We start from the raw sequence: 13,765 nt of genomic DNA on the forward strand, positions 1-13,765 counted from the left end.
ATGACATTACGTATCGCAATTACCCCTGGTGAGCCTGCGGGCATTGGTCCAGATTTACTGTTAAAACTTGCCCAACAAACTTGGGACGCACAGCTTGTTGCCATTGCCGACGCGAATATGCTTAAGCAACGTGCTAAACATTTAGGCTTAAGTATAAAGCTAATAGAGTTTGATCAGCACGCTGCAGCAACGCCTGCACCAGCAGGAAGCCTTTACCTACATCAAGTAGATGTAGCTGAGCCTGTAGAGCTAGGTGTGCTTAACGATGCTAATGGCCAATACGTATTAGACACTTTGCGTATTGCCAGTGAAAAAAACATGGATGGCACTTTTGCAGCAGTTGTTACCGGCCCTGTACATAAAGGTATTATTAATAAAGCCGGTATTTCGTTTAGTGGCCACACCGAGTATTTTGCACAACAGTCGAATACCGCAGATGTAGTAATGATGCTTGCTACGCAAGGCCTAAGAGTAGCGCTGGTAACGACGCATATTCCACTTGCCTATGTATCGCGTGCTATTACAGAGGATCGGCTAATCAAAGTAGCGAGTATTTTAAACCACGACTTACAAACTAAGTTTGGTATAGAAAAGCCGCGTATTTTAGTCTGTGGTTTAAATCCTCATGCTGGTGAAGATGGCCATTTAGGCCGTGAAGAAATAGATACCATTATTCCAACACTTGAAATACTTAACAACCAAGGTATGAACCTGATTGGTCCACTCCCTGCCGACACTTTATTTCAAGATAAATACCTAAATGAAGCCGATGCCGTATTAGCTATGTATCACGATCAGGGGCTACCTGTGCTAAAATACAAGGGATTTGGTAACTCGGTAAATATTACCTTAGGTTTACCATTTATTCGCACCTCAGTAGATCATGGTACTGCTCTGGATTTGGCAGGCAAAGGTACTGCTGATGTTGGCAGTTTTGAATTAGCGATCCGCGAAGCAATTAAGCTCGCCCAAGAAAAAGCACAAAATCAATGACCGATAAAGTACATTTAGGACACCGCGCCCGTAAACGTTTTGGACAAAACTTTTTATTTGATGACATGATCATCGGTAAAATAGTGAGCGCAATCGATCCTAAACCAGAAGATAACCTAGTAGAGATTGGTCCAGGCCTTGGCGCAATTACTGAACCGGTAGCCGAATTAAGCGGCCATTTAACGGTTGTAGAATTAGATAAAGATTTGGCACAGCGTTTAATTGAACACCCATTTTTGGGACCTAAATTAACCGTAAACCAAGGCGATGCAATGACCTTTGATTTTGCAAGCTTGGTGAGAGATGACAAAAAACTAAAAGTGTTTGGTAACTTACCGTATAACATTTCGACTCCGTTATTATTTCATCTTTTTGAATTTGCAGACAATATTGAGCACATGCACTTTATGCTGCAAAAAGAAGTAGTAAAACGCATGGTTGCAGGCCCGGGGAGCAAAACCTTTGGTCGTTTAAGCGTAATGACTCAGTACTACTGTAATGCAATGCCGGTTATAGAAGTACCGCCTGAGTGCTTTAAACCTGCGCCTAAAGTAGATTCGGCGGTTATTCGCTTAATCCCTAAAAAGCCTGAACAACGCACTGCAAAAAGCGTGAAAATTTTAAATAACGTTTGCCTAGAAGCTTTTAACCAGCGTCGTAAAACACTACGCAATAGTTTAAGCAACTTACTAACTGCGGATGAGCTAACCAGCATTGGCATAGATGTTACTTTGCGTGCTGAGCGCTTATCGTTACAACAATTTATTGACATAGCAAATTGGATTTATGACAACAAGCAGTAATATTGGATCGCCTGTAAAGGTATCTGTTGAAACATTTTATGTAGAAGAGCAGTCGCAACCTGAACTCGAAAAGTTTGTATTTGCTTATTCTGTAACCATTAAAAACCACAGTTTGTGTAGCGCTAAATTACTGAGCCGTTATTGGTTAATTACCGATGCAAATGGCAAAGAAATTGAAGTGCAAGGCGAAGGTGTGGTCGGCGAAAACCCAGTTATAGCACCCGGCGAAAGTTATAAATATACCAGTGGGGCAATACTAGATACCCCGGTAGGTACTATGCAAGGGCACTATACGTTACGTAACGAGTTTGGCACTGAGTTTAAAGCGCCTATTAACGTGTTTCGTTTAGCCTGCCCTAACATACTGCACTAGTACACTATACACATGGCTGACTACGCAATAGGTGATTTGCAAGGCTGCTTTAACGAGTTTAACGCGTTACTCCAACGCGTTAACTTTAATCCAAGTAAAGATCATCTCTACTTGGTGGGCGATATAGTCGCTCGAGGCGCTGACTCACTAGCCTGTTTAGAGTACTTATACAAACACCAAAATAGCATTACAGTTACGCTAGGCAATCATGACTTACACCTGATTGCCTGCTATCTACTTAATAAACCACCCAACCCTAATGATAAATTAGCAGCTGTATTCAATAGCACTAAACTCCCCCACTATATTGCATTTTTACAAACTCAGCCTTTGGCACTTTACCTTAAGCAGTACAATAGCTTTATATCCCATGCTGGGCTCAACCCTGACTGGTCGATAGCACAAGCCTTACAACATGCTCAGTTTGCTCAGCATTGTTACAGCTCGCCTAAAGCGCATGACTTTTTTGCAAACATGTACCAACCTCACCCCATTAATAACCCTAATGAACTTAATAACTATGAAAAGTTTAGATACATAGTTAACTACTTTACCCGTATGCGATTTTTAACTGCCGATAACCAACTCGACTTAAGTGCAAAAGGAGAAGTAACAAGTGGCAATAACTTAACCCCTTGGTTTATGCATCCAGCAATAACAACGGCTAAACAAACGCTTATTTTTGGCCACTGGGCAGCATTAAATGGTAAAACACCTCATAATCATTTATTAGCCTTAGACACCGGATGTGTTTGGGGAGGCGCCATGACCTTAATAGAATTAAAAAGCAAACAAAAAACTGTAGAAAAATCACAACTTTCGTCTAAATAAACTGAAATAAAGTAATACATCTGTTAAGTTTAATGTCGCATGTTGAAACTTTGTAACTACAACCTGTTCACATTAAGTTGGCATTATATTTAGTAGCAAAAATAGCACTCCTATAATTAGAGCTACGCATGGCCATTGCTTAATTAAAAATAATCAACACAGATTAAACAATTAAAATTAACTTTAATTACTTAACTTATTGCAATACAAGCCGATAAGTTTTAACTGATATACTTTAGAATGGAAATCCGTATGAATTTAACAGTGAGCCAGCGTATTTGGGGTGGATTTATTTTCATCACTCTACTGCTTTTAATAATTGGCGGTAACTCTTTAATAAAAATAGCAAATATTGATCGCTCCACCCAAAAAGTAAATCAGTTGTCGCTGCCCGCTTTAAATAAAAGCGCTGAATTACAAGCCGAGTTTATTTTAATGAGCAAAGCTGCTCAAGCTAGTTTTTATACCTCTTCTGCAGAGCAACTAGAACCAATAAAAAACCAAGTGCTCGAACAAAAGCAGTTATTCAATACGCTGCATAGTGAATTACAAGAAGTGGTTAAAAACGATCCACTATTGAGTAAAAGTAGCCAACAAGTTGAAACAACCTATTTAAGTTTTTTAAGCACGGTAGAGGGCTTACTTGCCGACAAAGCTAAACAGCTAGCACTGAATAAAATGTTAAAAGCGCAACTAGAAAGCATAGAGCTTGCCGCCGAAGATGCAAACTCAATTGTACTCGATATTATTGATATAAACGGCTTAGAGCAAAGTAACCCACGCGCTTACCAGGCTGCTAATAATCTTGAAAACAATTTTATGTCTGTAGTAAGCAACAGTACCGACATGCTAACGGTTAAAACGCTTAATACCTTAGATATTGTAAAAAATGAACAAGTATACTACTTCGAAGAAGTGACCCGCACCATAGCGCTAATTAAACCAGCCATAGAGCAAAGCCATAGTGGTTTATACAATAGTCTAAAAGAATACGTAGACACGCTAGAGAGCAACATTGTAGGTAACAATAGCCTTGCTGCGAATAAAAAACGCTTAATCGATGCAATTAGCCTTACTGAACGTGAACTTGCAGAGTCTGAGCAAGCAACTAAAACAGCGCTAAATCAAATTGACGTACTTGTAAAACAAGCCAGCGATGTTGCTTTTTCATTGCAAAAAGGGGTGCGCAGCGACGTAGATTCTGCAAACTTGTGGACTTGGATAGGCATGATAATAGCCACCATAATTGCAATTATCGTGGCAGTCGTTACAGTTAATCGTATTACTAAACCACTGGCTGAAGTTAACCGCATTTTAGATATTGTAGCAAGTGGCGATATGACACAGCGCTTAGATGACAGTGCCAAAGATGAGTTTGGTGAGCTATCTAAAAGCTGTAACACCTTAATTGATAGCCTTCGCAGTTTAATTAAAGGCATTATTTCACGCTCAACTCAGCTTGCAGCTGCATCAGAGCAAACCTCAACAATTACTGGCGAATCAAGTAAAGCAATTCGTAATCAGCAAGCACAAGTTGAACAGGCAGCTACAGCAACAACAGAAATGAGTAGTACATCACAAACGGTAAGTAATAGCGCTCAACAGGCGTTACATGAGATTAAAAATGCCGATAAAGAAGCCGAGCGCGTTAAAGACATTTCAAATCAAAATAAAGCCACTATCGAGCAACTAGCTTACGAAGTTGATGAAGCGTCGAATGTTATTAATAAGCTCCACAAAGACAGCGCATCGATTGGCAGTATATTAGATGTGATTCGCGGTATTGCTGATCAAACAAACTTATTGGCATTAAATGCCGCGATTGAAGCAGCGCGTGCAGGTGAGTATGGGCGAGGCTTTGCTGTAGTAGCAGATGAAGTACGCTCTCTGGCAAGTAAAACACAAGAATCAACCCAAGAGATTCAATCTATGATTGAGTCACTACAAAGCGGTGCAGAAGCCGCTGTATCGGCTATGGAAAAAGGTAAACAACAAGCCGTGTCGTGTGTTAAGCAAAGCGATTTAGCAAGCAGCGCTCTCGACTCGATTACTTTAGCCGTATATCGCAAGCGCATAACGTGAGTGAAGAAATATCAACGGCAGCGCAAGAGCAACAACAAGTATCACAAGAAATAAGTGAGCGCTTAGAGTCCATTGTTGCTATAGCCGAGCAAACCGCTGAGGGCGCAATACAAACGACCATATCAAGTTCAGAAGTAGCAAAACTAGCAGAAGAACTTAGGTTATCAGTAGAGAACTTTAAGGTTTAATTACTGCTATAAACATTTATAAAAAGGGGAAGTAATTTATTACTTCCCCTTTTTTATTAAATTTTGCTTATTGCTTGATTACTCACGCTAATTTCTATTTGTTTGTTAAGCAAATTAATGAACAAAATACTGCGCATATCGCCATCAGGCTCTTTATAAATAGCGTCAATATTTTTAAATGACTCATTGTTTACACTCACCAAGTCACCGCTTTTAGGAACTTGCGATTCATGTGAGTGCGAACGCTCTGCTTTAAGCTGATTAATTAACTCAACGGGCACACGCTGATATGCAGCACCATAAGTTACAAAGCCACTTACTCCGCGGGTATTTTTTACCGCAAAAAAGTTACCATTCTCAGCTTCTAAACACACAAATACATAACCAGGAAATAAAGCAGACTGCTTAACAGTGCGGCGTCCTTTAACTAACTTTTCAGTAGTTAACTTTGGAAAAAATGACGCTATTCCTTGGTTTTTTAAATTAACCTGCGCACGCTCTTCTTGGCGAGGTTTACATACAACTAAATACCAACTTTCCATGGCAATTCCTACAGCCTGAGTTGAAGATAAGACAACCATAAACTAAATGAGCGCAGCATTATACTCCTATGCAAACCTTTATGTAAAATAGCCCCACAGTAAATAAGTACTCACTTAGAAAAAGTGATTTAATACGCTGATAATCAAACGAGAAGGTTTTAATTGAGGGGTAAGCGCTGATATATTACAGCTATTAGAAGCAAGCTCTAAGCGAAAGCCAAGGGCAATATTAAACAATTAAGCTATTATTTAACGTAAATCAAAAACAAAAAACCCAGCATAAGCTGGGTTTTTACATTCTAATAGAAAACTAAAATTACTTAATTTTAGCTTCTTTAAAAAGAACATGTTTACGAATCTTTGGATCAAACTTTTTGATTTCCATCTTCTCAGGCATGTTACGTTTGTTCTTGTCGGTAGTGTAGAAAAAACCAGTACCGGCAGTTGAAACTAAACGGATTTTATCGCGCATGATTCAGATCCTTAAACTTTTACGCCGCGAGCACGGATTTCTGTAAGAACCGTGTCGATGCCTTTTTTATCGATAATACGCATACCTTTAGTAGTAGTGCGTAATGTTACAAAACGTTTTTCACTTTCAACCCAAAAACGGTGTGTTTGTAGGTTAGGTAGGAAACGACGTTTAGTCGCGTTTCTCGCGTGTGAACGGTGATTACCAACCGCAGGACGCTTACCTGTAACTTGACATACTTTAGCCATGTCTATATATCTCCAATAACTTAGCTCGAGCTTAATTTTCCCTAAGGCCATGTAGTTGTGCCCTAGAGATAAATCGAAGGGCGCTCTTTATACAGCTTTTACAGGCGAAGATCAAATAACTGATCTCATCCAATCAGCTCATGTGCAAATTTGATAGCGGCTAATTATAAAGATCGAAAGCCCATAGGGAAAGTAAAAACTGCATTTAAATTAAACTAATTTGCCAAAACACACTAAACTGCTCGTTTTTAGTACTCTTCTGTAAAAGTAAAGCTAAATAAGACCTCGTTCAGCAAAAGAAACACAGGTTTCTCCTCCAACAATAATATGATCCAGCACATTTATATCTACCAATTGCAGTGCTTGTTGCAATTTATTAGTAATAAGTTTGTCGGCCTGACTCGGTTCGGCAATCCCGCTTGGGTGATTATGCGCAAAAATAACCGCTGCTGCATTATTTTTAAGTGCCGCTTTTACCACTTCTCGTGGATATACACTGGCAGAATTAATGGTGCCATAAAAAAGTATTTCATCTTTAATTAAGCGATTTTGACTATCAAGATACAGCACCATAAATACCTCCTGCTGCAAACCTCGCATTTGCAAGGTTAAATAATCATATACAGCGTTTGGCGAGTTAAATATAGCATCGCGCTGGCAACGCTCCTGCATATAACGCTGGCTGAGCTCAAGCACCGCTTGCAACTGCACATACTTAGCTGTACCTAACCCTTTTTGCGCACAAAACTCTTCCATACTGGCATTAAATAAATTGTGTAGCGTTTTGTTTTCATTAAGTAAATGTTGGGCAAGCTCAATCACATTCATACCCGGCAAACCGGTGCGTAAAAATATGGCAAGCAATTCAGCATCACTGAGCGCTTTTGCGCCTTTTTCGATTAGCTTTTCGCGGGGACGCTGCGAATTAGGAAGTGAGGTTAGTTGCATTATTCATCCTTGATAAATCGGCTTATATATTAACTGTAATGCAAATTTGAAAATTAGCCTGTTATTTTCATCTTAAAAGCTTAGCTGTACGGGTCAAGATTTGTTATTTTAGCCCTAATATTAAATAAGGCTGATGGACAACCATGATTAATTTAACTAATAAAAAAATAGTGCTGGGAATTAGCGGCGGTATAGCGGCCTATAAATGCGCAGAACTGGTTAGACGCTTAAAAGAGCATGGTTGTAGTGTTAAAGTAGTTATGACTGAATCAGCAAAACATTTTATAACCCCCTTAACTATGCAAGCTGTGAGCGGTGAAATGGTTGCAGACTCCTTACTCGACCCTTCAGCAGAAGCTGCTATGGGCCATATTGAGTTTGCCAAGTGGGCCGATTTAATTTTAGTTGCCCCAGCCACCAGCAACATTATTGCTAAAATGGCGGCGGGCATTGCTGATGACTTACTGACTACCTTATTACTTGCAACTCCGGCTAAAGTCGCTATCGCACCGGCTATGAATCAGCAAATGTATGCTCACCCTGCTACACAAGCTAATTTAGCCACACTTAAAGCACGTAACGTGCTTATTTGGGGCCCAGGAAAGGGTGAGCAAGCTTGTGGCGATGTAGGCGCTGGGCGCATGCTAGAGCCTCATGAGCTAGTTGCTTTATGTATTGCAAAAGAGCAACCTCAGTTACTTGCAGGTAAAACCATTACCATAACTGCAGGCCCGACCCGAGAAGCCATTGACCCGGTACGTTTTATATCTAATCACAGCTCAGGAAAAATGGGCTACGCACTTGCTGAGGCCGCTTTATTACTTGGCGCTAAAGTTAATTTAATTTCAGGCCCGGTGACTATAAAAGCCCCTACTGGCGTAAATTTGATCAACATAGAAAGCGCCGAGCAGCTATTAAACGAATCACTCAACTACGCACCGCGCTCAGATGCGTTTATTGGCTGCGCAGCTGTTGCCGACTACCGCGCAGCAACCGTTGCAGCACAAAAAATGAAAAAGCAAGGCGACGAGCTTACCCTTACTTTAGTTAAAAACCCGGATGTAATTGCACACGTAGCTAATTTACAGCAAAACCGCCCTTACACTGTTGGTTTTGCCGCAGAAACACAAAATGTAGCAAACTACGCAAAAGGCAAACTAAAAAATAAAAACCTGGATATGATTTGCGCTAACGATGTATCACAAAGTGATCTTGGGTTTAACGCTGACAATAATGCGCTAACCCTGTACTGGCATAATGAACAGCTTGAATTACCAACAAATAGCAAAACAGCAATTGCGCTAACAGTGATCCAACAGCTCGCTCAGAGAATATAAAAGAGCTGGAAACAAACTGAATAAAACATTAACATGCTAAACACGCGTTTACTTTTAAGAGTTTAAATTTGTTTAATTCTAAATATAAACGCGCCTTAAACATTTGAATCAAAATGACTAGCTCCTGCTAAAAGATAACTAATAAAAAAGGAATGTTCATGCCTGCGACAAAAAGAAGTAATCGCAAAGAGCAAATACTGCAAGCACTTGCACAAATGTTAGAAACCAGTCCCGGCCAGCGTATTACCACAGCAAAGCTAGCCGCTGAGGTTGGTGTATCGGAAGCAGCGTTGTATCGTCATTTTCCTAGTAAAGCACGTATGTTTGAGGGCTTAATAGAATTTATTGAAGACACGCTTTTATCTCGTATAAATCTTATTTTAGAAAACGAAAAAGAAAGCCAAGCCCGCGTTTATAATATTTTGCATTTACTACTAACGTTTGCTGAAAAGAACCCTGGTATTACCCGTATTTTAACCGGCGACGCATTGCAAGGTGAGCAAGAGCGGTTACGTGAACGAGTGCAAAGTTTCTTTGAAAAACTTGAGACCCAATTTAAACAAGTACTGCGCGAGAGAAAACTGCGTGAAGGTAAAAACTTTCAAAGTGACGAGCTAACCCTAGCCAACTTTTTACTTGCCTATGTTGAAGGTAAAATGAATCAGTTTGTACGCAGTAATTTTAGTACTAAGCCAAGCGCACAATTTGAAAAACAATGGCCGGAGCTACAAAAAATCTGGTTATAAACTCCAAATTCAACACACGTAACCTTGTGAGCCACGCTTGCAAGGTTTTTAAATTTTCACCTTCAGCCTTTCAACTCTGCTTTGCTACCACTTGTCGTATATACTCGAATTATAGACAAAACTCGTTACAATAAAATAACGCTAAAAAACGAGAACCTATAATGAAAACAAAGCTCACCCTTTTAAGCTCTGCGCTTATTGTCAGCGTAGCTAGCACCACAGTTTACGCTAAAGAGTCGCTACAATTTAACGATGTGTTTGATTTTAAATCAGCCAAAGCAACGCAGCTATCTGAAGATGGCCGTATTTTATCGCTCAGTGCAACCCCGTATCGTGGTGATGCCACTGGCCAAGTTTACTCGCTAAGCGGTAATAGCTTAATTGCAGAAGTACCGCGTGGTACTAAACCAGTTATTAATCAAGCTGCTAACTGGGTTGCATTTACCCAAGTACCCACGCTACTAGAACAAGAAACCACGAAGAAAAAAGATGCTCTAAAAAACAACCTGGTACTAGTAAATACCCAAACAGGCGAGCAACAAAGTTTTAGTAATGTGAAAGACTATAAGTTATCAAACGATGGAACTTGGCTTGCCTATCGCTTAAATCAAAAAGCAGCTAAAGGCGATGATGAAAAAGCCGAGGATGAAAGTGCCAGCACTCATGCTAATAAAAACGATAGCGCCATCACACCAGACAAAGATGATAAAACCTATCCACTGGTTATTGTAAATTTAAGCAATAAACGCAGCCACACAATTACAGATGTATTTAACTACAGTATTAGCGCAACTAACCAGCAACTATTAGTTAGCCAGAGTTACAGCGATGGTAACAACAATCAAATAGCACTGCTTAATTTAAATGACTTTGTAAGCAGCATACTCATAGATGAGCCTGGTGTTGTGGCCAGTAAAATAGCCTGGCACCCAACTGAGGCAAGCGTAGCATTTACGTTAGGTAACTATGTTAACGACGACATGCGCCGTCGTAACTACAGCTTACAACTTTGGCAAAATGAGCAGCTAACAACGATTAACTCCCCCAACAAAGATTGGGGAATAGGTAAAACCGCCGCGTTAATATGGTCTAAAAATGGCGAGCGTTTATATTTTGAAAATCGCCCTAAACTAGCCGCTAAAGTAAAAGCTAAAGAGTATAGCGACGAAGCCTCACTATACGACTTTGACACTATACGAGAGCATAAAGGCTTAAAAGTATGGCATAACAACGACGCGCAAATAAAACCGCGTGAACAGCAGCAGTGGAACGAAAAAAACAAAAACCGCCATTACAGCGCGGTGTACCACATAAATTCGCAAAAAGTTATCCAGCTAAGTACTGTGAGCATGCCAGAGGTTGCGCTTAATCCGCAGCGCGATACATCACTGCTTGGTTATACTGATATCCCATACCTTGAGAAAATAATGTATGGCGGCTTTTTTGCTGACTACTTTGCTGTAAATATTAATACAGGTAAACACACTCCCATTGTTAGTAACTACCCGTTTAAACCAAGTTTGGCACCTAATGGCGAGTTTGCCGCCTACTTTAGCGATAACCATATACAGCTAAAAGATTTAAAAAATAATAAAGTCACTACGCTTACACGTGCAATTCAAGCTACTTTTGCTGATGACAAGCACGACTACCCTTCAGCCCAACCAGGTTATGGTTTTGCCGGTTGGAATCAAGATAGCAGCCAACTACTTGCTTACAGTAAGTACGATATTTGGGCGTTTGATGTAAATAGCCAGCAGGCAAAACGTTTAACTAATGGTAAACAAACCAATACTCAATATCGCGTTATTAAACTTGATAAAAGCCAAGTTGGCTTTAAAAAAGACGAAACATTGCTTATATCGGCTATTAACTTACAAACTAAGCAAAGTGAAATAGCCAAGCTTGATTTAACCACCAACACAGTAACTAAAGTGCTCAGTGGTAATAAACGTTTTGATTTAGTTAAAAAAGCAAAAAATGCCGATAAATACCTATTTACTGAGCAAGCGTACCATCAGTTTCCAGACTTTTATCAAACTGACTTTAGTTTCAGTGCTCCGCAACAAGTGACTACACTTAACCCACAAATAAGTAACTTTGCCTGGGGCGAAAAGCCAGAACTCATAAGCTACAAAGGCTTTGATGGCGAAGACTTACAAGGCGTACTAATTAAACCTGCGAGTTACAAAAAAGGCGAAAAAGTACCAGTAATGGTGTATTTTTACCGTTATATGAGCCAACGCATGTACGACTTTCCTAAAATGGAATTAAACCACCGCCCTAATTTTCCTATGTTTACCTCAAACGGTTACGCGGTATTTTTACCCGACATTCGTTTTGAAATAGGCCACCCAGGTAAATCATCAACGCAAACCATGATCAACGCCACGCAAAAGCTCATTGATTTAGGCATTGCTGATAAAAATAAAATTGGTTTACAAGGTCATTCGTGGGCAGGCTACCAAAGTGCCTTTATGATCACTCAAACCGATATGTTTAAAGCGGTTGTATCGGGTGCTCCCGTGTCTAACATGACCAGCGCCTATAGTGGCATTCGTTTAAAATCGGGCTTAGCGCGTCAGTTTCAGTACGAAACAGGACAAAGCCGCATTGGTAAAAACCTTTTTGAAGCGCCAGAATTATACATAGAAAACTCACCGGTATTTTTTGCCGATAAAGTAAACACTCCTATTTTAATTATGTTTGGCGATAAAGACGACGCTGTACCTTGGCACGAAGGGGTACAGTATTACTTAGCCCTGCGCCGTGCGGGTAAAGATGCCACTTTTTTACAGTATGAAGGCGAACCTCATCACTTGAAAAAGTTTCCTAATCAAGTCGATTTTTCAATTCGTATGATGCAGTACTTTGATCATTACTTAAAAGGCAAACCCGCCGCAAAGTGGATGAAAGAAGGCGAAGCATTTATACAAGAGTAAAAATAAATGATAAAAACCCCGATAGATTTAAGTCTATCGGGGTTTTATAATTTATTACTACCCACTTTATAATAAATAGACAATACTGAATTAATTAATAATTATTAAGTCGTTATTTGATGCTACATTTTTGGTATAAAGAATTTCCGCAATACCCTAGAGATCATAAGGATTACTGGCGAACACGCTTAATTGCACATTCTTTATTAATCTGCTGCTGCTACTTTTTAATTTTAACCTTACTAAATGTTTTTTATTTTTCGAGTTACGATATTGCACTTATTGATGCCTTAGGACTTATAGCGTCATTAAGTATTTGTATATGGTTTAATAAAACAGCTCAGGTTAGTAAAGCTGCTTGGGTTGTTGCATTAATGATAGTTGGCTTAATAATGCTCTTTATAGTATCGGCAAAGGGTCATGCTCATTCATTATTTTGGGCAACACTTATTCCGCCTTTTACCTTTTTTTTAGTTGGGCGGAATTGGGGAAGTATATTAAGTAGCATTGCTTTTGGTATTTGTGCCTATCTAGTTTACTTACAGCAACAACTATCAATTACCATAGGTTTATCTGCATTATTTAATTTTATTGAAGTGTCTATTGCGCATGTTTTATTATTTAGGTTTTATGAAAAAACGCGTTTTTCGGCTTACTCTCATCTTTCGAAGCGCAATGCCGAAATAAAACAGCTAGCCGAAACCGATAAGCTCACCGGGCTATATAACAGGCAAAAATTTGATTTTGAATTGTCGCAATTACTGAGTGAAAATAATAATGAGCGAAAATCAAATATAGTGATGATTTGCGACATAGATCACTTTAAAAAAGTAAACGATACTTATGGCCATTTAGCGGGTGATAACGTGCTTAGTGAGTTTGCCAATATTTTACAAAACAAGCTTACAAATAGTGCATTAATTGCACGCTGGGGCGGAGAAGAGTTTACTATTATTCTTCGAGATAGCAGCCTAGATAACGCAATTAACGAAGCTGAAGAGCTCAGAGCGTTTATTGCCACTCATTTAATCGATAATAGAGCGTTAACTATCAGTATTGGTATAGCTAAAGCGCATGTTGACGACACTGCTTTGCATCTTTTAGAGCGCGCCGATAAAGCGCTTTATAAAGCAAAATTACAAGGGCGAGATCAGGTCTGTGTTGCTAGCGACAACTTAACCAAAACTCACTATGAAAACACATTAAGTAAATCCGCTGCTATTTAAAAGTTAGCTCTAAAGTATCAGCGGTTAAACCCAA

At 39.6% G+C, this 13,765-nt stretch carries 12 protein-coding genes and 1 pseudogene; 9 read left to right on the plus strand and 4 right to left on the minus strand.

Going from position 1 to position 13,765, the window contains the following annotated elements:
• The 5 genes and pseudogenes from pdxA to AAEY55_RS02765 all read left to right on the plus strand — a co-directional run bounded on the left by pdxA (window position 1) and on the right by AAEY55_RS02765 (window position 5,270).
• Complete coding sequence (gene pdxA, locus AAEY55_RS02745) at window positions 1–993, plus strand: 4-hydroxythreonine-4-phosphate dehydrogenase PdxA (RefSeq protein ID WP_011329282.1); 993 nt, start codon at window positions 1–3, stop codon at window positions 991–993.
• On the plus strand, window positions 990–1,796 hold the full coding sequence (rsmA, locus tag AAEY55_RS02750) for a 16S rRNA (adenine(1518)-N(6)/adenine(1519)-N(6))-dimethyltransferase RsmA (protein ID WP_011329283.1): 807 nt from the start codon (window positions 990–992) through the stop codon (window positions 1,794–1,796). The genes pdxA and rsmA overlap by 4 nt, the downstream gene beginning before the upstream one ends.
• The gene (apaG, locus tag AAEY55_RS02755) at window positions 1,780–2,169 is read left to right on the plus strand and encodes a Co2+/Mg2+ efflux protein ApaG (protein WP_011329284.1); all 390 of its coding nucleotides are present in this window, start codon (window positions 1,780–1,782) and stop codon (window positions 2,167–2,169) included. Before rsmA ends, apaG begins: the two co-directional genes overlap by 17 nt.
• 12 nt (window positions 2,170–2,181) lie before the next feature.
• The gene (locus tag AAEY55_RS02760; RefSeq protein WP_350549960.1) at window positions 2,182–3,000 is read left to right on the plus strand and encodes a symmetrical bis(5'-nucleosyl)-tetraphosphatase; all 819 of its coding nucleotides are present in this window, start codon (window positions 2,182–2,184) and stop codon (window positions 2,998–3,000) included.
• A 252-nt stretch (window positions 3,001–3,252) separates the two neighbouring features.
• A pseudogene (locus AAEY55_RS02765) lies at window positions 3,253–5,270 on the plus strand (methyl-accepting chemotaxis protein).
• A 56-nt stretch (window positions 5,271–5,326) separates the two neighbouring features.
• Here the strand turns inward: AAEY55_RS02765 and rfaH are convergent.
• From rfaH to radC, 4 genes are all read right to left on the minus strand, one after another.
• The gene (gene rfaH / locus AAEY55_RS02770; RefSeq protein WP_197107650.1) at window positions 5,327–5,812 is read right to left on the minus strand and encodes a transcription/translation regulatory transformer protein RfaH; all 486 of its coding nucleotides are present in this window, start codon (window positions 5,810–5,812) and stop codon (window positions 5,327–5,329) included.
• A 316-nt stretch (window positions 5,813–6,128) separates the two neighbouring features.
• The gene (rpmG, locus tag AAEY55_RS02775; protein ID WP_004335545.1) at window positions 6,129–6,284 is read right to left on the minus strand and encodes a 50S ribosomal protein L33; all 156 of its coding nucleotides are present in this window, start codon (window positions 6,282–6,284) and stop codon (window positions 6,129–6,131) included.
• A gap of 11 nt (window positions 6,285–6,295) precedes the next feature.
• Window positions 6,296–6,532, minus strand: a complete 237-nt coding sequence (gene rpmB / locus AAEY55_RS02780) for a 50S ribosomal protein L28 (protein ID WP_041454777.1) — start codon at window positions 6,530–6,532, stop codon at window positions 6,296–6,298.
• Window positions 6,533–6,805: 273 nt separating this feature from the next.
• Window positions 6,806–7,480, minus strand: coding sequence for a DNA repair protein RadC (gene radC / locus AAEY55_RS02785; RefSeq protein ID WP_011329290.1), 675 nt, complete (start codon window positions 7,478–7,480; stop codon window positions 6,806–6,808).
• Between the two features lie 143 nt (window positions 7,481–7,623).
• Here radC and coaBC point away from each other — a divergent pair, with 143 nt between their 5' ends.
• From coaBC to AAEY55_RS02805, 4 genes are all read left to right on the plus strand, one after another.
• Window positions 7,624–8,817 carry a bifunctional phosphopantothenoylcysteine decarboxylase/phosphopantothenate--cysteine ligase CoaBC gene (gene coaBC / locus AAEY55_RS02790; protein ID WP_011329291.1) on the plus strand — a complete coding sequence of 398 codons (1,194 nt, stop codon included), beginning with the start codon at window positions 7,624–7,626 and terminating at the stop codon, window positions 8,815–8,817.
• 158 nt (window positions 8,818–8,975) lie between these two features.
• Window positions 8,976–9,563, plus strand: coding sequence for a nucleoid occlusion factor SlmA (gene slmA / locus AAEY55_RS02795; protein WP_011329292.1), 588 nt, complete (start codon window positions 8,976–8,978; stop codon window positions 9,561–9,563).
• A gap of 161 nt (window positions 9,564–9,724) precedes the next feature.
• The gene (locus AAEY55_RS02800) at window positions 9,725–12,505 is read left to right on the plus strand and encodes a S9 family peptidase (protein ID WP_089368772.1); all 2,781 of its coding nucleotides are present in this window, start codon (window positions 9,725–9,727) and stop codon (window positions 12,503–12,505) included.
• A gap of 119 nt (window positions 12,506–12,624) precedes the next feature.
• Window positions 12,625–13,731: a GGDEF domain-containing protein gene (locus AAEY55_RS02805; RefSeq protein WP_179806931.1), complete on the plus strand. Its 1,107-nt coding sequence runs from the start codon at window positions 12,625–12,627 to the stop codon at window positions 13,729–13,731.
• Window positions 13,732–13,765: the final 34 nt, after the last annotated feature.

It is taken from the genome of Pseudoalteromonas sp. 120-MNA-CIBAN-0494 (assembly GCF_040308885.1).
Classification (GTDB): Bacteria; Pseudomonadota; Gammaproteobacteria; order Enterobacterales; family Alteromonadaceae; genus Pseudoalteromonas; species Pseudoalteromonas nigrifaciens.

Excerpts from the sequence above, each read along its gene's own strand:
- pdxA (WP_011329282.1), top strand. The coding sequence starts at position 1 with ATGACATTACGTATCGCAATTACCCCTGGTGAGCCTGCGGGCATTGGT.
- rsmA (WP_011329283.1), top strand. The coding sequence starts at position 990 with ATGACCGATAAAGTACATTTAGGACACCGCGCCCGTAAACGTTTTGGA.
- apaG (WP_011329284.1), top strand. The coding sequence starts at position 1,780 with ATGACAACAAGCAGTAATATTGGATCGCCTGTAAAGGTATCTGTTGAA.
- AAEY55_RS02760 (WP_350549960.1), top strand. The coding sequence starts at position 2,182 with ATGGCTGACTACGCAATAGGTGATTTGCAAGGCTGCTTTAACGAGTTT.
- rfaH (WP_197107650.1), bottom strand. The coding sequence starts at position 5,812 with ATGGAAAGTTGGTATTTAGTTGTATGTAAACCTCGCCAAGAAGAGCGT.
- rpmG (WP_004335545.1), bottom strand. The coding sequence starts at position 6,284 with ATGCGCGATAAAATCCGTTTAGTTTCAACTGCCGGTACTGGTTTTTTC.
- rpmB (WP_041454777.1), bottom strand. The coding sequence starts at position 6,532 with ATGGCTAAAGTATGTCAAGTTACAGGTAAGCGTCCTGCGGTTGGTAAT.
- radC (WP_011329290.1), bottom strand. The coding sequence starts at position 7,480 with ATGCAACTAACCTCACTTCCTAATTCGCAGCGTCCCCGCGAAAAGCTA.
- coaBC (WP_011329291.1), top strand. The coding sequence starts at position 7,624 with ATGATTAATTTAACTAATAAAAAAATAGTGCTGGGAATTAGCGGCGGT.
- slmA (WP_011329292.1), top strand. The coding sequence starts at position 8,976 with ATGCCTGCGACAAAAAGAAGTAATCGCAAAGAGCAAATACTGCAAGCA.
- AAEY55_RS02800 (WP_089368772.1), top strand. The coding sequence starts at position 9,725 with ATGAAAACAAAGCTCACCCTTTTAAGCTCTGCGCTTATTGTCAGCGTA.
- AAEY55_RS02805 (WP_179806931.1), top strand. The coding sequence starts at position 12,625 with ATGCTACATTTTTGGTATAAAGAATTTCCGCAATACCCTAGAGATCAT.